The sequence below is a fragment of the Streptomyces sp. NBC_01260 genome (assembly GCF_036226405.1).
GTDB lineage: Bacteria > Actinomycetota > Actinomycetes > Streptomycetales > Streptomycetaceae > Streptomyces > Streptomyces laculatispora.
Genome location: NZ_CP108464.1, coordinates 5,758,821 through 5,779,216, shown reverse-complemented (window position 1 = coordinate 5,779,216; position 20,396 = coordinate 5,758,821). Strand labels below are relative to the sequence as shown.

The 20,396-nt window shown below is 66.4% G+C and carries 16 protein-coding genes and 2 pseudogenes; 5 read left to right on the top strand and 13 right to left on the bottom strand.

Annotated features, from left to right (window positions below):
* Positions 1 to 114 precede the first annotated feature (114 nt).
* Positions 115 to 501, top strand: coding sequence for a hypothetical protein (locus OG322_RS25630; protein WP_329306988.1), 387 nt, complete (start codon positions 115 to 117; stop codon positions 499 to 501).
* A gap of 243 nt (positions 502 to 744) precedes the next feature.
* On the opposite strand, the gene OG322_RS25625 is transcribed toward OG322_RS25630, so the two are convergent.
* The 4 genes and pseudogenes from OG322_RS25625 to OG322_RS41630 all read right to left on the bottom strand — a co-directional run.
* Positions 745 to 1,668: a restriction endonuclease gene (locus tag OG322_RS25625; protein ID WP_329306987.1), complete on the bottom strand. Its 924-nt coding sequence runs from the start codon at positions 1,666 to 1,668 to the stop codon at positions 745 to 747.
* A gap of 204 nt (positions 1,669 to 1,872) precedes the next feature.
* Complete coding sequence (locus OG322_RS25620; protein ID WP_329306986.1) at positions 1,873 to 2,670, bottom strand: ATP-binding protein; 798 nt, start codon at positions 2,668 to 2,670, stop codon at positions 1,873 to 1,875.
* A gap of 8 nt (positions 2,671 to 2,678) precedes the next feature.
* Positions 2,679 to 3,014, bottom strand: coding sequence for a helix-turn-helix transcriptional regulator (locus OG322_RS25615; RefSeq protein WP_329306985.1), 336 nt, complete (start codon positions 3,012 to 3,014; stop codon positions 2,679 to 2,681).
* A 179-nt stretch (positions 3,015 to 3,193) separates the two neighbouring features.
* A pseudogene (locus OG322_RS41630) lies at positions 3,194 to 3,384 on the bottom strand (IS5/IS1182 family transposase); the annotation flags it as partial.
* A gap of 231 nt (positions 3,385 to 3,615) precedes the next feature.
* Here OG322_RS41630 and OG322_RS25610 point away from each other — a divergent pair.
* The 4 genes and pseudogenes from OG322_RS25610 to OG322_RS25595 form a co-directional block, all read left to right on the top strand.
* Positions 3,616 to 4,491, top strand: coding sequence for a serine/threonine protein kinase (locus OG322_RS25610; protein WP_329306984.1), 876 nt, complete (start codon positions 3,616 to 3,618; stop codon positions 4,489 to 4,491).
* A 40-nt stretch (positions 4,492 to 4,531) separates the two neighbouring features.
* Positions 4,532 to 5,110, top strand: a complete 579-nt coding sequence (locus OG322_RS25605) for an ABC-three component system middle component 2 (protein WP_275815204.1) — start codon at positions 4,532 to 4,534, stop codon at positions 5,108 to 5,110.
* Complete coding sequence (locus OG322_RS25600) at positions 5,107 to 7,122, top strand: DNA recombination protein RecN (RefSeq protein ID WP_329306983.1); 2,016 nt, start codon at positions 5,107 to 5,109, stop codon at positions 7,120 to 7,122. Before OG322_RS25605 ends, OG322_RS25600 begins: the two co-directional genes overlap by 4 nt.
* Positions 7,123 to 7,213: 91 nt before the next feature.
* Positions 7,214 to 7,336 (top strand): annotated as a pseudogene (locus OG322_RS25595) (IS5/IS1182 family transposase); the annotation flags it as partial.
* 11 nt (positions 7,337 to 7,347) lie between these two features.
* Here OG322_RS25595 and OG322_RS25590 read toward each other — a convergent pair.
* From OG322_RS25590 to OG322_RS25550, 9 genes are all read right to left on the bottom strand, one after another.
* Positions 7,348 to 9,105: a hypothetical protein gene (locus OG322_RS25590; RefSeq protein ID WP_329306982.1), complete on the bottom strand. Its 1,758-nt coding sequence runs from the start codon at positions 9,103 to 9,105 to the stop codon at positions 7,348 to 7,350.
* Positions 9,106 to 9,247: 142 nt separating this feature from the next.
* Entirely contained in the window at positions 9,248 to 10,438 is a 1,191-nt protein-coding gene (locus OG322_RS25585) for a hypothetical protein (RefSeq protein WP_329306981.1), read from the bottom strand.
* Positions 10,428 to 11,666: a hypothetical protein gene (locus tag OG322_RS25580; protein ID WP_329306980.1), complete on the bottom strand. Its 1,239-nt coding sequence runs from the start codon at positions 11,664 to 11,666 to the stop codon at positions 10,428 to 10,430. The genes OG322_RS25585 and OG322_RS25580 overlap by 11 nt, the downstream gene beginning before the upstream one ends.
* Before the next feature lie 230 nt (positions 11,667 to 11,896).
* Positions 11,897 to 12,301, bottom strand: coding sequence for a hypothetical protein (locus OG322_RS25575; RefSeq protein WP_329306979.1), 405 nt, complete (start codon positions 12,299 to 12,301; stop codon positions 11,897 to 11,899).
* Positions 12,298 to 14,490, bottom strand: coding sequence for an integrase (locus tag OG322_RS25570; protein ID WP_329306978.1), 2,193 nt, complete (start codon positions 14,488 to 14,490; stop codon positions 12,298 to 12,300). The genes OG322_RS25575 and OG322_RS25570 overlap by 4 nt, the downstream gene beginning before the upstream one ends.
* Positions 14,487 to 16,229: a hypothetical protein gene (locus OG322_RS25565; protein WP_329306977.1), complete on the bottom strand. Its 1,743-nt coding sequence runs from the start codon at positions 16,227 to 16,229 to the stop codon at positions 14,487 to 14,489. Before OG322_RS25565 ends, OG322_RS25570 begins: the two co-directional genes overlap by 4 nt.
* Positions 16,226 to 17,617: a tyrosine-type recombinase/integrase gene (locus tag OG322_RS25560; RefSeq protein ID WP_329306976.1), complete on the bottom strand. Its 1,392-nt coding sequence runs from the start codon at positions 17,615 to 17,617 to the stop codon at positions 16,226 to 16,228. Before OG322_RS25560 ends, OG322_RS25565 begins: the two co-directional genes overlap by 4 nt.
* A gap of 77 nt (positions 17,618 to 17,694) precedes the next feature.
* The gene (locus OG322_RS25555; RefSeq protein WP_329306975.1) at positions 17,695 to 19,593 is read right to left on the bottom strand and encodes a ComEC/Rec2 family competence protein; all 1,899 of its coding nucleotides are present in this window, start codon (positions 19,591 to 19,593) and stop codon (positions 17,695 to 17,697) included.
* Positions 19,590 to 20,285, bottom strand: a complete 696-nt coding sequence (locus tag OG322_RS25550; protein ID WP_123470925.1) for a ComEA family DNA-binding protein — start codon at positions 20,283 to 20,285, stop codon at positions 19,590 to 19,592. Before OG322_RS25550 ends, OG322_RS25555 begins: the two co-directional genes overlap by 4 nt.
* Positions 20,286 to 20,396: the final 111 nt, after the last annotated feature.

Below are 20,396 nucleotides of genomic sequence, written 5' to 3'. Positions count from 1 at the left end.
GGCGAGTCGCAAGCGCATGCGATCACATAGGACGGAAGCATGGGGAGAACGAAGAAGCACAAACCGCGAGGTGAGCGGAGTGTGAGGCGAGCGTTGATGAACAATATGCCCATCATGGAACCAGGCGACCTCTATCAGGCCTGGTATGAATTGACACCAGACGGCGATACAGTCTCACGTGAAGACCAAAGCCAGTTGGACTTGTTGTTTCTGCTGGACCTCTACCAACCCAAGGTCCCTGAAGCCGCCTTCGTACTCGACTATCACATTAAAAACGGAACTCTCCCCATGCGAAACGGGAAAAATGCATCTGAGATTAAATGGATCTCGTGTGAGAATTTTCCGGATGTGGCATCGAATGACGTTCGACGCGTAATACATGAGTTGCACATTGAAGGATTTCTACTAATTAATGACGATGGCTCGGTTAGTAGAGTCATCCCCGCGTCAGCTTCGCTATCACAAGCAGTGGCGGCTGCTTCTGTAGAGCCTCTCCCTTGAATCACTGAGCTTCTTCGAGGAGGCCACCGATTTGGTGATGGGCCTGAAGCGCAACGAACGAGGCCCTCGAGCTGTTGATCGAGATGCCTGACGTCTCAATCACGTTGCTCGGGGGCCTCGCTGGTCATCCATCCTGCAGCACTCGACCTGCCGCACCACTCGATGCCCGAGCCGGAGAAGTGCTGGGTGCACTTGGTGCAGCGAATTTTGGACACCCGCCGGCTCATCGGAACATGGCTGGGTCTACGCACTGAGAATTTTGATCAACCGTCCAAATTCCAGGTCACGTGCCGCGAGATCGGCGACGTCAATCTTTGCCACTCGGTGGGGTATCTCCCTTCGTGGGACCTGCCTCGCCTCGGCGGGCGAGGAGAAGCCAAGCCACTTCTCGATCCAGGGGTCGACGATGATGGACTCGATGTTCTGCCCCTGAAGCATGTCCAGGTGAGGGATCGTGGTGAGGTGACCGTCTGAGTCAGCGATGGCCAGAACATCTCCACCACGTGCTTGCGCTGCGGCTTCTGCAATGTGGGACATCCCCATCACTCCGTGCGCGACGATGACATGCAGATCGCGCGTCGGGGTACCACTCCGGCTGAGGTTCTGGGCGATCCCGCGAATAATGGACGCATCCCCGGGCCCTTCCACAACAACAGTCAACGGCACGCCTGGAGACGGAACCACGTCGCTATCTGGAACCACCTCATAGGGAATGAAAACCTCACCCTTTTCGGCGGCTTGGCGGAGCTTGAAACCGAACACCTCGGCGAATCCGACCCGCACAGCCAGGTCGATATCGCCGCGGTCGAAGAGTATTACGTTCAGGTTCTTGCCGACGCGGAGGGCATCAACCGCGTCCTGGCTGTAGCCCGACATCGAGATGAAGGCTCCGATGGTTCCGACGAGCTTGCCATCCACCTTCCCCTTGAACTGGTAGATGGCCGAGGCGGGCACCTCGTCCTTGAGCCACTTAGCCTCAAGGAGGTACGTCCTGTGTCCGTGAACGAAGGAGCCGTCAACCTCCTCGCCATCTGGCCGGAACGCCGTCCGAGGAGCCAGGTTGCTCTGAGAGAGCAGCCGGTTCAGCCATCCCTCGAACCTCCGACCTCGAGTCTGAGGAGTGATTCCGTTCCTCAGTGCAAGTAGGTCATCGAGTTCTTGCCGCATGGTCACAGGGTTGCTCCGTCCAGCCTGAGGGTGACTCGACTCCGGTTACTTCGTCGGACACCGATCATCCCCTCACCCGAGCCAGACCGAACCGACATCTCACCTTCCCCTTAGAAGTTGGGGCCTCGTGACGGGCAACCCAAGGGCTGCCCGTCACGTATCCGTGTCAAGTCTGGCCGTGTTGCTTCACCCGGACCGGCATGGTCAGGAGAGCCCGTGCCTCAAGAAGCCACCCCCTTGAGGCGTCAGGTCGAACTCCACTCCGGTGCTCCTCGGCCGTCGGCTGAGATCAGAAGCCCGCCCGACGATGAGGACTGGGCAGCGAAGCCGCAAGCTCTGAACGGCCTGGATCGTTACCCCATCCGCTTCGTCGACCATGAGGAGTCCGACATCCTCCGAGGCCCTGGCAAGCCGTTTGCGAGAACGTCTGTCGAGCGGCAAAGAGGACTGGGACCTGCTCGTCACCCACCTAGGGGCATAGAGGTAGTGCACTTCCTTCCCCTGTTGGTGCAGGGCTTCATAGATCCATTGAAGGACGACCGTTTTCCCGGAGCCCGCAGGACCGACGAGCACATGCAGATCGTTCCTGCATCGCGGATCGTCATCAGCGACGGCCTGCACCATGCGGGAGCATGCCTCAGCTTGGTGCACGAAGCGGTAGATCACCCCGCTGTCGCCCAGGTGATCCCAGTAGCTGGGGCGGCCTGTAGGCAGGAGATCTCCCAACCTCACCAAGCGGTCGACGGCTCGCCGCTGGGCTCGCAGCTCCCATCGGCTCTTCGGTAACGCCGAGACCTTGCCAATCGCAACGACCAAGCAGGACAGCTTTCCAGGCACCTCTTCGATTTCGGCTAGCCATTCCTCGGAGTAGCGCTCAACCACAGCCGCATCCCCAAGATGCCGGGCAGTCCATCGCACCAAGCGCTTGGCAAGCCAGGGGCACCAGTCGCCGAATTCCGCCAGCAGTAGCGGAAGGACTACTGCGGTCAGGACTGCGATCATCTCCGGACTCATCGTCCCCCCTCGATCCCCGGACGAAGGATGCCGGGCATGAGAGCGTGCTGAGCCCGCGTCCCTCGCCGCTCCGCCACAAGGGTTCGCGCTTGCCCCAGGTGGTCGGGGTTGATCTGGTAGAACCGCCGACGAGGCCCTCGGGCGTCCTGGTTCTGCTCCCACTCGCTAAGGAGCCAACCACAGCCTTCAAGCCGCATGAGGATGGGGACCACACTGCCGCTGGGCCGGCCCGCCAACTTAGCGATCTTCAGCCCGTAGAGCTGTTCATCGCCTGACAGAAGGGTTTCGAGCACGTCCAGCGTCGCGTCGGTCACCCTGAAGGGATACTCCATACCCAAACTCTAGCTATCTAGAGATAGGCCGTCCAGGAGAATCTCGGGATGCTGGTTGTGGCGCTCGCGAGGTGGAGTGTGTGCGTGCGGCCACTTACTTGGGTTGGGGCTGCCGACCGCCCCGGCGACGCGGCGATGACCGCAGAGGTTCGTCGGAGGTTGAACCGCGCCACGCTGGTCTGGGCGAAGACGTGCTCGATGCGGGCCCTAACCTTGCGGTCCGAGGCCTTGGGTTCGCCCTTCCAGCACGGGAGTTCAGCCCAACCGGGCACACGGTGGTGAGGAATGATCAGGCCCGTGCGCTGGTGGCCGTCGTCTGCGATCACGGTAGTCCGGCGATGACTTCCTTCGCTCCGGATAGATCCCATGCCGTATTTGCGATGCCCGCGCATTCCACTTCTTGATCAGACGAGTGGCCGTTGGATAAGCTCCACCGATACGTTGTGTGACGCACGGGGGACATCCTGTGTGCAGCCACGGCGCAGGGGGGTGGGCTGTGCCTGACTCGATAGCGGCGCCGACGGGCGTCCAGCCAATCAGCTTCGACGTGCACGCACTCCGTGGGTCAAGCCCCGGCGGAGCCCGCGACGACTTCGAAACGATGATCGCTCAGCTTGCCGCCGCGACGACCCCAAACGTACGGTCCGTCGCTGCCAATCCCGGCGACTGGGGTATCGACGCCTTCGCCGGAAACCTCGGCGGAGCGATCACAGTGTGGCAGTCCAAGTACTTCATGCCGGTCACCACCAAGAAGCACGTACAGCAGGTCGAAGACTCGCTCGCCAACGTGCTGAAGGCAGCCGTCAAGAACGGCCACACCATCGCCAGCTGGATCCTGTGTATCCCCTCCAGCATGGACGGCCCCATGACGGCGTGGTGGGACAGATGGACGAAGGCAAGGGAGAAGGAACACAGCCTCGTCATCCAGCTCTGGGACGAGACCGCCCTCCGGAAGAAGCTGCTTAGCCCCGAAGGCGACGACGTGCGTCGCGGCTTCTACGAGACATACGCTCAGGCCGCCCCCGCCCCCGCCCCCGCGGAGCAGCTTCGGCTGGTACTCGAAGTTGAGGACGACAAGGCAGCCGCCCTTGGCTCCGCCCTGTTCATTCGGCAGATGGCCGAGGCCGGCCACGTGGAGCTGGACTCGGCCAAGAGGCAGTTCTTCAATGCCGATCTGGTGGCTCGCGAGATCGCGCACAAGGATGTTCCGGCCGAGGTGGCGGCGCTCAGTTCCGCCGATGCGACGCTCCACGGGCTATGGGAGATGCAGTTCAACGAATGCGCGGCCGAGGACGCGCTTCGGGTTCTTCACCCCCGTGTCTGGCGGGATGTACGCAACGAGCACGACAAACTGCCGAAGTCGCTCCGCCTGGAGCTGGTGCACAGCTGGGGACTGGTCCACAGGCTCGTGGACAACCGCAAGGCGGGCTGGGTCCAGCACTGGCGGCAGATCGCCGCCGAGCACATCGACGGCTGACCGCCGTCGCCTGTCCTGTCAGACCTACGAGGAGTTCGCTGTGGAAGCACACCGGCCGGTGATGATGCCGGAGGACGAGGTGACCTTCCGGCTGGCGCAGCTGCTGCTTCTCCTCGATGCTGTTGCCGGACAGGACGCGAAGGGGGCGAGCCTGGAGCGCATCGGCTACTACGACTTCCTGTCGGCTAATCCCTTCCTCGTCGTCGATTCTGACGGCAGAGAGGGCAATATGCTCAGGCTGGCCGGGTTCGATCCGCAGGTGCTCTCGTACGCGTCTTCCTCGCAGCGCTTCACCAGTCGACGCGAGCGCATCCAGCACGATCTCGGACTGCTCGTGGCTTACGGGTGCTGCGAGGTCCACAACCGCAACGGCGCCTTCGCCTATTCGATCAGCAACCGCGGTCGGGAACTCGGGGCTCGCTTCACCGCCACCTACGCCGCGTCGTTCACCACTGCGGCGTCCATCGTCGTGCGTAGCCTCCGCAAACTCAGCGACAAGGCACTGCGGGAACAAACCGCACGGTGGCTGCGGCCGGATGGAGAGGGTGGTCCCGGTGCCGCGCTCCTCAGCGTGCTGGGTCCGGGACCTCAGGCACCTGACATGCCCTGGGAGGGATGACCATCATGCAGCCTCTGCCTGGCATCCGGATTCGGCGCCTGCGCCTTGCTGGCGTCAGCCGGAACTATGAAGTCGATTTCACACAGGACCAGCGGGTGCGAGACCTGTCCGTGGTGGCCGGGGCATTCAGCTCGGGCAAGACCGCGGTGTTGGAGTTCATCGCCTACGGCCTCGGTGGAAAGCGCCATCCACGGCATTCTGAGGTGTTGCGGAAGGTCCGTTCCTGTCTTCTGGAAGTCGATCTGTCCGGCGAACCGCACGTCATCGAGCGGCCCGTCGGGGAGCCGTCGAAGGTCGCCTACGTACGCCGGGGGACGCTGGACAGCTCGCCACTCTCCAAGCCTGAGAGCAGGACCATCGAGCCGGCGGGAGCCCCTGAGAGCCTCTCCGCTCTTCTGCTGGGGCACTGCAAGCTCGAAGGCGTCCAGCTGCGGGAGGCTCCCTCCAGCCGTGAGTCCCGGACCGACCCCCTGAGTATCCGCGACCTCATGAACCTCGCGTTCCTGCCCAACGAGCGCATCGCCTCAAAGAACTTCCTGTTCGAGAACGAATACATAAAGAAGCACAAGCTGAAGCAGGTAGTCGACGTCGTCTTCGGCGTTCACGACGACCGCGCTGTCGAGCTTGGGCAACGCATCAAGGAACTGGGCGCCCGACTCACCCAGGCACGCTCCGAACTCGCCGCAGCACGGGCATTCGTCGACGAGCAGGACGTTCCCACGTCCGGCGCGCTGACCGCTGAGCAATACGAAGCCGAGCTGCGGGAGCTGACCGAGCAGCTACGAGCCCTCGACGAGGCAGCGCAAGCCGGCACCACCTTCGCAGGACGTCTGCGCCGCGAGCACCAGCAAGCTGCCCAGCGCGCCAGGCGAGCCGCCGGCGTGGTACGCGATTGCGAGACGCAACTCACCCGAATGATGCCGTTGCGGGCGCAGTACGCGGACGACCTCGTCAAGCTCAATATGCTGGCCGAAGCGCAGCGCCTGTTCGACCCCCTCAGCGTCACGACCTGTCCGGCGTGCCTGAATCGGCTGCCCGCTCCCCCGTCTGTGGAGAACGGCTCGTGCAGTCTGTGCAGCCACGAGCTGCCCCACAGCGATGGGCACCTGACACTCGGCACCGCTACAGCCGAGCACTCGTCGGATGAAGGGCGGCTAAATGTCGCAGCGGAGGTCAGGGCCACCAAGGCCCGTTTGAAGGAGATCACTGCCTACGTTGACGGCCTGGACAGCTCGCTCGCCACGTTGAAGCTCCAGGCAGAAGACGCCGCCATCGACGAAGAACGTGCCGCGGCCGCGGTCGACGAAGCCACTTCGCCCACCGTCACCCCGTTCCTCGCCGCCCGCGACAACCTCCAGCGCCGACGCGAGGAAGTCCTCCGTCATCTCCAGCACGCCGAGAACGCGACGAAGCTTCAGGCCGGCCTGGAGAAGCGCGCCGCGCTCGTAGAGCGGCAGGAGGCACAGATCGACCGCCTGCGGGAGGAACGCGACCGGCTGGGAGATGCCGCACAAGACCGGGACCTGATCGTCGGCCGAATCAGCGGCCGGTACAGCGAACTCCTGCGGCAGTGGCACTACCCGAAACTCAGCCAGCCGATGATCGACACGAACCTGGTTCCTCACGTACGCGGCGACTCCTACCGCGAGGCATCATCCGGCGCCCGAACACTCCTGACCCTAGCCTGGCAGCTGGCCGTCTTCGAGGTGGCCGTTGAAACATCGGCCGCCCACCCCGGCTTCCTCATGATTGACAGCCCGCAGAAGAACCTGGGCCACGGCGGCACCCGAGACACGGTAATCGCAGACGCCATCGCCATCGACGACTTCTACCGCCACCTGACCAGCTGGCTCGCTGAACAGAGGGCCGGCGCCCAGGTGATCATCGTCGACAACAGTCCGCCCATGCTCGTGGAAGAGAACGTCGTGGTCCGGTACAGCCGCAACGAGGACCGGCCCCCCTACGGGCTGATCGACGACGAGACCACTACAGACGAAGGCAGCGCCGAATAGCCTCCTCACCCCGCCTTGGCCATTCACCCACCCGCCCCTGCGTCTGCCGCGGCATTGGCGATCGGCCGCCAGCGGTCTCAGGGCGCGCCCGCGCGCCCTGGTGGTGGCCACGTACTGGCGGACGAACCTCACCCCGCGGCAGCTGGCCCCGCTACTTGCGGGCTCCAAGTCCGCCGCCGACCGGATCATCGCCCCCCTTGGGCCAACGACTGCCAGGCATGGGAGCTATCCGGAGCGAAGGACGCCATCGGCGATGCCCAGGATCTGGCTGGCGAGTCGCTGCACCACGTCGCTGTATCGCTCGCTGCCAAATTCATCGGCCGCAGAAACCGTTGGGAAAGTCTGTTTGATGAGATCTGCGACCACCTTTACGGGAAACCATTCCGGCAATGCAGAAATCCGTTGGAATATTCGAGTCGGATCGGCTCCATCACGGCTGAGGGCCTCACCCCACTCCCCCATCGCCTCGATCACCGTCGGCAGCAGTTCCGGGTTTCCCTCGATCGCCTTTTTGAGGGTATCCCGAACTTCTCCGCCGCGACTGACACTCGCCGTCCATGCAAGCAGCCGTCGTGCGTAGTTTCTGTTGTCTATCCAGACAGCGGGAGTCTTCCAGTCCTCAGCCAGCAGGAGTTTGGTGGCTTCGGCAGTTGCCGCTTCCCGCAATGGCTCGCGACCCTGCTGCTTCGCAATGGTGCCGAGCTGTTGAAGCAGAACAACTGAAGCAGCCAGAGGCGTCTGCTCAGTGGCCTGACGGACGAGGGCGCGGTAGGCGGTCTCGTCGGCGTTGCGGGCCACCGTCGCTGCACGCCGGGCTGTAACGTCCAGCCCCATCATCGTCAGCGATGGCACGAGGGGAAGAGTATTCGCCAAAGGCAGTGCCTCCGTCAGGCGGGCGTACAGCACCGCGTCATAGTCACGGTGCTTCACCCGGCCCCAGGGGCCTGCCGATTCCAGTAGTTCCCAGTGCTCCCGCAACGCACGCTGTTGGTCTGTCTCAACAGGCCCAGAGACGGCAGGGGCCGGCTCGGGCGGGGAGACAGCCCGGTCCCCCCGCCAGGCGGCGCTCAAGGTCGATGAGGCTCGTTGCAGCTCGGCGACCGCGTCTGGCCATGCCTGGTCGTCCTCGGTCGGTGGCCGTCCCGGCCAGCGGCCTGCTGCGACAATCAGTTCTTCGACCTGCCGTTCCACCCAGCCGCACCATGGCCCGAGGCTCTGGTCGGCAGCAGATACGGCATGGAGCTCGGCAACAACCTCGACGGCCAGAGGCTCGAGTTCGGTCTGGCTGTCGGCAAGAGCTCTGTTCAGTGCCTCCTCGTAGGGCTTGGTCTCTGCTCTGGAGGGCTCGATGGTCAGGCGATCTCCATTCAGATCGAATACCGGCATCGTCCTGTTCGTGTGGAGGCGCAATGCCTGCCATTCCTGAACCGCTTGATGCGCGAGGCGACGTCGCTGGCGACCGACGCTCACCATCTTCCCGACGGCCCGGGCCGCCGCCACGACCGTCGTCGCGCTAGCCGTGGCGATGCTCAGCTGATGGGGGTCGAAGGAGAGCGCGGAAGCTTCCGCAACTTCGTCGTTGTCCAAGTGCCACGACCGCTGAATCTGGTCGTACTCGACCAGCTGCGCCGCCTTCCACTCCTGCAACATCCCCGGAGGAAACCGCGTGGCGTTTTCATCGATCTCGTACGAGTGCTCGATACATAGGAGGAGCAGGTTTTCCCCGCTGCGGTTCGACTCGCCCGACATGCCGGGGTTCCATCGGGGGCCGCCCTCCCTGCGTGCGTGGATGTGCGCGACGCGGCTGTTGAGGGTCCGATCGCCCGTCTCATTGTTCAACCGGAACAAGGGGCGCTGGCAGTCCGGCTTGCCGCAGCGGAAGGCAGTTCCATATAGCTGTTTCACTGTTGCGTCGGTCGGCGCGGGGTGCTCCACCGGGCGGCGATTCGGGTTCCCACCTGTCACCGGTTCAGTCTGCCCCATGGGGCTAGCTCCAGCGGCAACTTCCGCACACAGGGGGACAAGAGCTCGGAATGCGGGCACGCCAGCCTCCATCACGTGCAGTTCATTGAGAATGCGGCCTGGGTTGGGGCAGGCGGGCGCCTACCCCAACCCAGGTACGTGATCACTGATGCTTCGACTGGCTGAGCGAGGCTGTTGCGGCTCGGTCGAAGGGCAGGTCCGACAAGGGGAGCAGGTGCTTCGTCAACTCTGGCACCGCCTTCGACAGGCAGTCCATGGCAATTCCCAGGGCCTGTCGGTGCTCGCGTGCGAAGAGGTGATCGAACGCCGGCGCCTTCCACGCATCGCCGCCAAGTAGGGCGTCGAAGACCGTCAAGTCAATGGTCTGCGGCAGCTGGCGCGCGATGGGGCTTCGGCGTCGCAACCGTTCGGCGAGGTCCATGAAGTTGACCAGCCACACTGGTGTCTGCGACATCGCGTCGCGGACGGAGGGGACACGGCGCTCAATCGCGGGTGCGCCTGCCGACCGGTACGCCTGATGAATGGTTACGAGCTCCTCGCGGAGCAAGGCGTCAGCCATCTCCGCCACTCTCAGGATCTGGCGGTCGTGAGGGTCTCCGGTGTTCAGCCCTTGCTCGATCTCTCGTCGCGCTCCCTCGGAACCCACCGTGTCGGTCCGGCCGCCAGCGCGTAGGGCTGCGGATACCAGCGCTTGAAGAACGTGGCCTGCCAACAGCTTGGCCAAGGGGTTGGGAAGAACTGTCCCGGTGCGTGTCACCTCGTCCAGGGTCAGCAGCGCTCCAAGGACTCTATGAGGATCGGCCAGGAGCGCGTCGTGCCTTAGGAAGGAGACGAGCCCTGACGGGAGATCTCCAATCTTCTTGAGCTGCTGGTCCGCGGCAGCGCTCTCCTCCTTGAAGGCGGTCTCTCCGATGGTGGCGAAATGCTGCGGTAGGTGTTCCAGGACCTGCTCACGACGCTCCAGCTCGGAGTTGGCAAACAGGTCAACTCCGATGTGGCGCGCTACCCCGCGGCCGGCCTCAGTGACGGTTTGACGAACGAGTGCCGAGCGGTCCGCACCGACGAGGGCCTGCAGCCCCCGCAACCACAAAAGACGGTCCTGCTCCCCACTCTGTCCCCGGGTGGACTTGCACTCGCTGATGCCGATGTGGGGACGAAGTCTTGAGTCGAAGTCGATCGACAGCACGTCGACGTCCGTTACCGTCCGAGGCCGCCCTCCGACGCTCTGCGTGACCGGGTGGCGTACGCGGACAAGTGCACCATCCGCGAACTCCGCCCGAGCGAAGCGGCGTTCCAGTTCGTCGCCCTTCTCTTTTCCAGCCCTACCGGTCATAGCGCCGTCGCCCCATTTCCTGTCGAATTGCGGCGAGAATATCTTGCGTAGCGCTGGGGCTGGGGGCTGCTTCCTTGGGTGACTGGACCAGGCGCCGTGCTCGTTCCGCTTCGGGGTGGCGGTAGCCGCGCTGTCCTTGGAGGGCGCCCGCCGCCGTGTTTCCGTCTGCGCTGTCCTCAAGGTAGGTGATGGCTTCCTCGGCAACATCTGCCTGCAGGAGGACGAACTTCTTGAACCTGTATGCCGGCTCAACACGGACGATGCCGGCAGTTTCGAGCATGGAGTAGTCGGTGCCGATGTTGGAGGCGTCTCCTGCCTCGCCGTTGCGTACCAGCTTTCGCAGGAAGGCCGTCGGAGCGAAGAGCTGGTTGCTGGCGAATCGTCGAGCAAACACCATGGAGCCGATGAGCTGACGCACGTGCCCGGACGGGTCGGCTCCCGTCGGCGCGTCGAATACGGATCGCCCCATGTGCGGGGAGAAGAGGAAGGCCCGCTCCTGGCCCCCGAGTGTGGTGACGATAGATCGCAGCAGAAGTCCTTGGGAGACGGCGTAGTCCACCCACTTCCGTTCCCCGGCCTGGATCTCGTCCTCGGGCATTCCAGCTGTCGCAGCCACCTCCTCCAGGACGCCGCTCAGTGCCGCTCGTACGGCCCCGTCCTCGGCCTGCAAAGCGGCGTAAGAATGATCTTTGTCAACTGCCCAGACATTGGGGTTGAAGAGCACCTCGTCCCCGTCGGCGCTTCGCTGACGAGTACAGAGGTGCAGGGATTCAAGGTTCTCAATCGCCCGGACGGCGAGGTCTTCGGGTCCGAGTGCCGCGCACTCCGCCTTTGCCGTCGAGCTGGTGATCGGCATGATGGTGGTCATACGGAGAATCGTGAGAGCCATCATCTCTACCGGTTCAGGCATGACGTTGCTAAGAACACCGTCGGCGCGTTGGTAGAGATCGTCGACAGGCGGGATCTTCTCAGACACCACCTTGATGACGTCCTCATGGTCGCGCTCAAGGTCGACAAGACCCAGCGCCTCAAGCGTGGGAAGGAACTCCCTGCGAATCTCTCGCTTGCTGATGCCAGCACTGACCCCAAGGGCCTCCACGCGCTCGGGTGAGCTGACACCGCTACCCCGTAGGCGGAGTGCGAGCTCGAAAATCCGGCCCGCGAACTCAAGCTGGGCCAGATCGGCCTTGGGCTGGCTGGCCCCGTAGGCGCTCAGGTGTCGTGACATGCCGACAAGAAGTTCTGCAGTTGGTAGCAACGGTGTCTCCAGGAGGGCAGCGACAAGTCGCCGCAGCATCGTTGTGGTCTGGGGGCCAGGTGCCCTCAGCCGCAGTCCATGGTGCGCCACGCCTTGCCCGGATAGTCACCTATTCGTGAGATCCGATCTCCGTCTGCGTGAAACGATCAGTACTTTGGGCTCGGCGATGCCTGAGCCCGCAATTACCAAGGGGCGACTGCCTACCGGGGGCCGACGATCGGGATCACCGTGCCGGTGCGGCCCTGTGCGCCCCCGAGTTGGTCGTTCTCCATCTCCAGGACGTTGATGATCCGGACGAAGGCTTCGACCTCGGCCTTCAGTTGCTTGTTCTCGGCCAGTACACCGGCCAGCCGTTCTCTGGTCTCCTTGAGCTCCTGCCGCAGCTTGCGCTCGCTGTCGGGGACCGCGCCCTGGGCCCGAACGCGGGCGTAAAACTCGTCCCTAAGGTCGGTGTGCCGGTGGGTGAGCACGTGCCGCTTAACGTCGGCCTCGGCGGCAAGTGAAACGACGGTCAAAGCCCCGTCCGACCGGAGCGGGGTGCCGGCCAGCAGCCGGTCGATGGCCGCCCGGATGGTCTTGCGTTCGACGGTACGGTCCTCACTCACTCGTCGTCCCTGTCCTCAAAGGTGATGCGCGCGGCCTGGTGCTCGGCGGCAAGTCCCTCCAAGTGCCCGGCCTTGGACCGAAGCCGCTCGGCCATCGGCTCCGGAACCAGCGGCGACAGAGCCTGCATCCGCAGGTTCTTCGCCGCGGCCAACATCTGGTCCGCGTGCTGGTCGGTACGGGCGATGTTCGCGCACGCGTTGCGGCAGCGGTCCAGACTGGGGGCCTCGCCGACACCGCCGCGCGATGGGTGGCACAAGGCTTTCTCCCGGTCGTAGTTGCACAGCAGGAAGGCTTCCTTGTTCTCGAAGACGTTCAGCGTCGGGTCGGCCAGCAGGCTTCGAGCCTGCCGGTTCGTGGTGATCATCCCGCCAAAACGCTGGTGCTCGGTGGCGGCCGCATGGATCAGGCGACGGGTGGCGGGGCCGGAGACGCCTCTGCCTTCTTGCATGGCGTCGTGCATGTCAGTGAGAGTTTCGGCGACGGTGCGGGCGGTCTCAAAGTCCAGCAGGTCGTGGATACCGCCGCGTGAGCGGGCCGCGTAGCCTTCGCTGATCAGCGTACGCATGTGCCCGTACTGGACGGCCAGGGCGATCAGCCCGCCGGGGCGGCGGGCGATGTGCCAGGCCAGGGTGCGGCGAAAGCGGCCGGTGCCGACCGAGCCGTGCGGGTCCGGCGGGATCATCTCCGGACTGCGTCCCCGCGCTTCGGCGTACGCGTTGACCCACTCGATGAAGGAGTTCATGCGGTTGGCCATCGTCGCGTACGCCAAGGACCGGCTGCTGCGGCGGTCGGGAAGGCGCGGGTCGTGGACCTCGGCAGCGAACAGCAGCCCCTCGCCCGGTCCCAGCGCCTCCAGCACACGCACCGACTTGACGACCTGTGGCACGGCAACCCAGGGAGCCCGGACCGCACCGGCGGAGTCGTGGTTGCCGTCCTCGTCGCGGGCCCTCTTGAACTGCCGTCCGTGCACCGTCGACTGATACTGCTTACCTTCTGCCTCAACGGCAGACCCGTAGATCAGATGCCGTTTGGCGGCGGCTTCGTCGGTGCCCGAATCGGGGCAGCAGCCTGTCTGTAGTGCCAGAACCTCCCCGGCTCGCATGCCGGTCAGGTAGGAGATGACGATGAAGCAAGCGGTAGCCAGGTGCTTGATCAGGGTGCTGGAGCGGTAAAACTCGAACGGCTCGTGCCACGGCTGTCCGCCGAGCGTGGCGGTGACCGGAGCGTCCAGCACCGCGGGCTCGTTATGGTCCTTGGTGTACGCGCGCCAGTGCGGTTTGCGCATCACCTGGTGGATCTTCTTCACTGGGGTGCCGGTCTTCGCGGACAGAAACAACGCGGCCGGAGCGAACGGGGTGCGGGGGTTCCAGTCGGCCACCGGCACCGCGGCCCCCTTGGCTTCCAGGTCGGCGAGGTAGGTCTGCAGGCCCGCGTCACAGCCCGGCGTGATGGGCACGTCTAGTGCGTCGGCGGCGGCATGCAGTTGGCGCCGCTCGGCATGGGCGGCCAGGATGTCGGGGGCGAACAGCTCCACGAACCGTAGCGCCCACACCAGCAGAGGGCCCATCGTGGCCGGGGTGATCGGCTCGGTGACGTTCTCCCCTTTCGAGGAGGCCGCGGGCAGGTAGTCGTCCTGGCCCTCGCGGATCCACGGCGGCTCCACCAGGCGGTCGGCCAGCGGCAGGTGCATCTCGCCGTAGTAGTGCAGCCGCGACAGGGCCAGGAGATAGCTGCACACAGTGTTGCGGGACCGCGCCTTGATCTTGCCCAAGTAGTAGGCGAACTCAGTCAGGTCCTCAACAGTGACCGCAGCCAGACTGGTGATCCCCTGCTTCTCCAGCCATTCGGCGAACGCCGACCACTGGTTGACACATCTCAGGATGCGTCCCGCGCTGAGCCTGGCCCGCATCGGAGCACGGTGCTTGGCGATGTGCACGTCCGGCAACGGATAGTTGACCAGCGCCCAGGCCACGTGGCGGAACGTTTCGCAATAGGTGTCGGAAAACCAGTTCCAGTGGATGATGTCGTCCGCCTGGGACGGACTCTTCGACAGCGCCAGCAGCGACCACGACGGATCCCCGTAGCGGGGGACGAACTGGCGGCGATGCTCGGCGACACCGCCCGGGTCGAACAGCCACGCATCACGCGCCGGGAGCCGCAGGTCGTAAGCGACGGCGGGGGAACTCATGCGTCGTACCCCCTCTGCAGCAACTGGTCAATCATGGCCTTGTCGGTGTCGGTGACGTCGCTCAACGCGTCGGTCCATTCAGTGTCGGTGAAGTCGGGGGCGGCCTTCAGGCCACACAGCCGCAGGTAGGGATCGCGCCAGTCCTGGTCCCACACCGCCGGTTCGAGCACGGCCTTCAGCTCGCAGAGCACGTGGTGGAGGTAAGTCAGCCGGGGCAGGTGCCGCGGGGTGATGACGGCGTTCGGACAAGCGGTGCACATCAGGAACGAGGCCCGGCACGGTGAGCCCGCCTCGCCGAACGGGCTGTCGTGGTAGCCGGTGCAATTAGCCGTCGGCGTGTCCTGGCCAGCGTCGGTCTCGGCCCGGCTCACCCGGGCCTGAAAGGCGGCTTGGGCCACATCGATCGCCTCGCTGATCCCGGCGCTGATCACGGGGGCAGCCTCAGCATGGGTACGTGGGTCAGGCAGCAGGTAGACCGTGTCGTGGGTGTCCCGGGAGTGCTGGGACGGGGTGCGCTGGTGGGCAATGACTACCGTCTTGCGCAGGCGCCGCAGGTTCAGGTTGAGTCCGGCGCCCAGCTCCTCGCGCCAGTTGCGCCACACGTTGTCCCGAATGCCGACATCGAACAGCTCGGCCGGGTCTCCATCGCCCGCACTCCGCTTCGACAACCGCCACAGAATGAGCCGGTCGTGGGGCGCCCCGGCCATCGCCAGGGTCTGGCGGGCCGGCTCGGTGGCCTCGACCGCCTGCGCGATGAGGCGCCCCGGGGAGTTCGCGCCCCAGTCGGCAAGGTTCCGCGTCTCGTAGGCTGCCTTCGCTGTGCGGCGCTTCTTGTGCAGCTCGACCCGGTAGATCGTCTGCTTGTGGTTCCCCGCGTCCGGAGTCGCGTCGGGCACCGTCATCTCCACGACCGGCGAGGCGTTCCAGCCGTAGGTGGCGATCATCAGCACGATCAGCGCGCACGCTTCCTCGCTGGTCAAGAACAGGCGCATCCACGTGTACGGGGCCGAGGCCCCGCCCAGGGCATGGGTATAGCGGGGTATGGGGCGGCGGCGGTCGTCGATGCCGGTGTAGTGCGGGATCTCACCGGTGCGGACCAGGTGGTCCAAAGCCTCGCCCACCAGCCAGTCCTCACTACCCTCGGCGAACTCGCCGTCCTGCCACCGCTGAAGGTACTGCCGGTTCTCACGGATGCGGTGCAGGGCAGCGCGAAACTTCTGCCCTGCCAGCTTCTTGATCTTGTCGAATTCGGCCTCAAGGTAGGCGATCTCCTTGACCGTGTCCCTTCCGACGCGCTTGGCCATCAGCTGCCGGGTCTCCTCCGGCACCTGCGGGTGCTCGCGCAGCATCTGGGCGGTCTTGCGGATCTGCCGCCTGCCGGTGGAATTCGGGGTACGGCTGATCCGCCACGCGGCCCAAGTCTTCGCTGACAGCTCGCTCAACGACCTGGGCACCGGGTCCTCAGCGGCCAGAAACCGCGAGAAGTACAGCAGGATCAGCCACGCCTCCCGGCTGGAGGCCGTGCTCTTCCACGTGCCGCCCGGCCCCGCCTTCGCGGCGAACGTCTCGGCGAGCTCGCGCTGCAGTGTCTCGGGCACCGGCAGGGACTCGAAGTCGTATGTGGCCTTCTTCACGCCGTCTTCGGCCACGTGCCGCACCACCAGCTTGCCCGGCGCCAGCACGTCCGGCCGACGGTGGCCGCCCTCGGGCAGTGCGGCCTTGCGTCCCCGTGGGCTCACGACGCCACCTCGTCCGTCACTCGCTCCGACAGCTTCGCGATCTGGGCCAGTAGATCGGTGACCCCCGCGGAATCTTCATCCAGCAAAAGCGAACGAACCTGCAGGTCGGACACCGGTGCGAGGTAGATCGCCCGCGTGGTCTCCTCACTCGCGTGATCGAGGAGGTTCTTCACCAGCCGGAACGAGTCTCCGTACAGCAGCCGGAAGTCCTTACGCTCCTGCGGCGTCAACCCGAACCGGGTGTCCAACGCGTGCTGAAGCGTGGCCAGCATGAACAGGGCGAACGAGTGCCTGGCCATGTGCGGGGTGAAGTACGGCGGCTTTGAGACCTTGCCCTCTAGCAGCACACGGCACCGCTCCGAGGCCGCCCGGAAGACCGCCTCCCACGAGTGCGGCAGGAACGGCCTGCCGTCCTCGGACAGCCACAGCCACAGCGGCTCCAGACCTCCCTTGCCCTCGACGTACAGCCGCTGCCGCTCCTCCACATCGAGCGAGGTGATGTTTCGCTCGAACACCTGGCCCTTCTCGCTCACCAGGTGCAGCTCGCGCTGCTCGAAGCCAGAACGCCTCGTCACAATCCACAAGCCCTGCATCGCCTCGTAGCGACCTTTGGCCTGGGCCCGGCGGACCGCCGCCCGGCGCGACGTACACATATAGGTGTTCATCGCCCGCAGGGCCTCCGCGGAGTAGAAGACAGTCCGCTCCCGCTTACTTTTGGTCGTCTCCCGGCCCAGCTTCCCGTCGTAGAAATACCGCGAGTTGTCCGCCAGATCAGGGACCTCGATGGTCAGCAGCGAGCCGCCCTCGGAGCGCCGCATCCCCGAGGAGAACAGCACATCGGAGTAGGCCGCGTTCCGGTCATCGTGACGCCCTCGAAACGACGCGTCCCGGCGGCCGTCCGCCGTGTAACCCCGCAGGCCGACATCCCGCCACATCCGGTAGGCCCGCGGCGTGAGCCACTTCACGTTCGTGGCGCGGGCGTCCTTCGCGCGGGCGACCGGGACGCTCACCATCTGCCCCTGCCGCCCCATGACCTCGCGCTCCACCACCGGACTCGCGGCCATGTACCGCTTGCCCACCGCCCACTTGTAAAGCCGCCGCATCGCGGCCAGCTCACGGTTCCACTTCGATCCGCCGATCCGCTGCGGGTTCCGCGGCGACCACCGGCGCCAGTCCTCGAAGTCGAGCAGGTTCTCGGCCCTCGCCTCGTCCCAATTCTTGCCGTGCTGCCACAGGAAATTGAAAAACACGCAGCAGTCGTCGGCGTAGTTCTCCCTCGTCGATCGCGCGAGGTGCGCGTACGCGGACCGCGTCGTGTAGAGCGTCAGCCGAGGGTCGACTCGCCCCTTTGGGTCGACGAAGAACGGATCCCCTGGATCGATCCGCAAGGCCGCCTCGCGGTCACCGAGATCGGCCCACCTCTGAAGGACAGGATGGTCACTGAATGTCACCGGCGACTGATCTGTCACCCAATGCACACGCCACGTGGTACCCAACGTGGTTCCTTCCCCTCGCAACACGAACAAGTGCAACACGTTGATCTAATAGAGAACTGCGAGCACATCGCGAACGCCCAGCCGGGCGGCGGCCATCCGGTCAGCACCCGGGTCAGCGGCACCGGGCGCAACACCGCGAGCACCAGGAGCAGCGCCGCGGCCGAACACACCCAGGGGCGGCGTCCGATGCGCCGGGCGGACAGCACCACCAGCCCGGTCAGCACGGCCAGCAGCAGCGCACCCGTCCGGCCGTCGGGCCAGTCGGTCTCCGCACCGGGCAGCGCCGCCCCGGTCCGGGCCACGGAGGCGATCCACCCGGCCGGCCACCCCGCGACCCGGGCCAGCAGTTCGGCCACCGGCATGGCCACCGGGGCCAGGGCCAGCGTGGCGAACCCGAGAACCGTGGCCGGCGCCACCGCGAACTCGGCCAGCAGGTTGCACGGGATCGCCACCAGACTCACCCGGGAGGCGAGCAGCACCACAACGGGCGAGCACACCGCCTGCGCCGCCGCCGCGGCAGCCAGTGCCTCGGCGAGCCGGAACGGCACCCGGCGCCGTTGCAGCGCGCCGCTCCACCGCGGGGCGATGGTCAGAAGCGCGCCGGTGGCCAGGACCGACAGGACGAATCCGTAACTGCGCGCCAGCCAGGGGTCGTAGAGCACCAGCAGTAGAACGGCGGCGGCCAGCGCGGGGATCAGAGTTCTGCGCCGCCCGGTGCCGATGGCGAGCAGCGTGATCAGGCCGCAGGCCGCGGCCCGCAGCACACTCGGTTCGGGCCTGCAGACGAGGACGAAGGCGAGCGTGAGCCCGCCGCCGAGCAGGGCGGTCATCCGCAGCGAGATCCCCAGCCCGGGTGCCAGTCCCCGGCGTTCGGCCCGCAGGGCGCTGCCCGGCGGGCCGATCAGCAGGACGAGCAGGATCGCCAGGTTGGCACCCGAGACCGCCATCAGATGGGTGAGGTCGGTCGCTCTGAACGCATCGTGCAGTTCCGGGGTGACCCGGGTGGTGTCGCCGACGACCAGTCCGGGCAGGAGCGCCCGCGCATCGGGGCCGAGACCCTCGGTCGCGGTGCGCAGCCCGGCGCGCAGCCCGCCCGCCGTGCGCTGGAGAAGCGTGGGCGGGCCGGTGATGCGGGGCGGGCCCTTGCCGTCCGGGCGAAGAACTGCGGCCGCCCGCTCCCCGCCGTGCAGCGGTGGCGCCAGCCGGCCGCCGATCCGTAACCGGGTGGAGGGGAGCAGCCGCTGCCACTGCTCCGCCGCGCCGCCGGGGGTGACGATGACCAGCACCGGCGTACGCAGCCGGACAGCCGTGCCGTCGGGCCTCGCCAGCCGGGTGATCTCGGCATCCAGAAGAAGGGCGGCGGGTGTGCTGTGATCGCCGCGTACCCGGGGGAACGTCTGCCTGGCATCGGAGGTGAGGGTGATCTCTGCGTCGATCCTCGCGAACTGCCGGGCCATCGCCGGCACCGGCCCCTGCCGCGCATCGGCGCTGTGCAGTCCGGCCGACGCCGCCCCGGCCGCGGCACAGAGCAGCGCCGCCGCGGCGGCCGTGGTGTGCAGACGCCGCCGTCCAACACCCGTCGCGGACGGACGGCGCCGTACGTCGGCTGCGTTGTCCCCACTGCCGTCCGCCGCCGCGCGTGCGGCGCGCACCGGGAATCCCGGCACGGCCAGGAGGACCATGGCCGCCCCGAGGCAGAGCACCACCCCCGCCGCCGCCCACCGGCCCGGCGCGCCCACGGCCAGCGCGGCACCGGCCCAGGCCGCCAGGGCCGGGGGAACCAGTCGCAGATCGGGGGGTCCCTCCTGCCGGGGATCGGAGACCCCGAGCCTGCGGCCCGACGCCGTGTGGACGTCCCCGGCGCTCACGGTCGCACCAGTGACTGAAGGTCGGCGAACCGGCGGTCGCCGATCCCGGTGACCTCGCGGAGCTCGCCGACGGACCGGAAACCACCGTGCTGGGCGCGGTAGTCGACGATGTGCTGGGCGAGGACGGGACCCACGCCGGGCAAGGCCTCAAGCTGTTCGGCGGTCGCGCTGTTGAGGCTCACCGGTCCGGTGGCCGTGCCGCCTGCGGCCGTCGGACCCGCGCCGCCCCCTTCCGTGCCGCCTGCGGCAGCCGTGCCGGGCGGTACGCCCACCAGGATCTGTTCCCCGTCCACGAGCACCCGGGCCCGGTTGAGGCCGTCGAGATCCACGCCGGGCCGGACCCCTCCCGCCGCCCGCAGCGCGTCGGCGACCCGGGCGCCGGACGGCAGCCGGTGGATCCCTGGCCGCCGCACCTTCCCGCTCACATCCACCACGATCCGCCCGCCCGTCCCCCCGGCGGCGGGTGGCGGCCCGGGGGACGGCTCGGGCGCGCCCGCGCCGTCGGCCACCGGGTCCGCCGCGGCGCGCGGCACAGGGGCGTGCCCGGTCGCGCTGAGGGGGTCGGGGGCACGTACGCCTTCGGGGCGTGCGGACCAGAAGTGCATCGCGGCGAAGACTGCCGCCGCCACCAGGACAACGGCGAGCGCGGCAAGGGCCCTCGGCTCCAGACCGCATCTGAGCTGCACCCACATCGGCAGCCGCTCCCGCAGCGCGGGAACCGCCCGCGCCCACCGCCCTTCCGGTTCCGCACGCGGCGTCGGCCCGGACCGTGACTCCGCCGTGGACGCTTCCGCCGTGGATGC

Excerpts from the sequence above, each read along its gene's own strand:
- OG322_RS25630 (WP_329306988.1), top strand. The coding sequence starts at position 115 with ATGGAACCAGGCGACCTCTATCAGGCCTGGTATGAATTGACACCAGAC.
- OG322_RS25625 (WP_329306987.1), bottom strand. The coding sequence starts at position 1,668 with ATGCGGCAAGAACTCGATGACCTACTTGCACTGAGGAACGGAATCACT.
- OG322_RS25620 (WP_329306986.1), bottom strand. The coding sequence starts at position 2,670 with ATGATCGCAGTCCTGACCGCAGTAGTCCTTCCGCTACTGCTGGCGGAA.
- OG322_RS25615 (WP_329306985.1), bottom strand. The coding sequence starts at position 3,014 with ATGGAGTATCCCTTCAGGGTGACCGACGCGACGCTGGACGTGCTCGAA.
- OG322_RS25610 (WP_329306984.1), top strand. The coding sequence starts at position 3,616 with ATGATCGCTCAGCTTGCCGCCGCGACGACCCCAAACGTACGGTCCGTC.
- OG322_RS25600 (WP_329306983.1), top strand. The coding sequence starts at position 5,107 with ATGACCATCATGCAGCCTCTGCCTGGCATCCGGATTCGGCGCCTGCGC.
- OG322_RS25590 (WP_329306982.1), bottom strand. The coding sequence starts at position 9,105 with ATGGGGCAGACTGAACCGGTGACAGGTGGGAACCCGAATCGCCGCCCG.
- OG322_RS25585 (WP_329306981.1), bottom strand. The coding sequence starts at position 10,438 with ATGACCGGTAGGGCTGGAAAAGAGAAGGGCGACGAACTGGAACGCCGC.
- OG322_RS25580 (WP_329306980.1), bottom strand. The coding sequence starts at position 11,666 with ATGTCACGACACCTGAGCGCCTACGGGGCCAGCCAGCCCAAGGCCGAT.
- OG322_RS25570 (WP_329306978.1), bottom strand. The coding sequence starts at position 14,490 with ATGAGTTCCCCCGCCGTCGCTTACGACCTGCGGCTCCCGGCGCGTGAT.
- OG322_RS25550 (WP_123470925.1), bottom strand. The coding sequence starts at position 20,285 with ATGTGGGTGCAGCTCAGATGCGGTCTGGAGCCGAGGGCCCTTGCCGCG.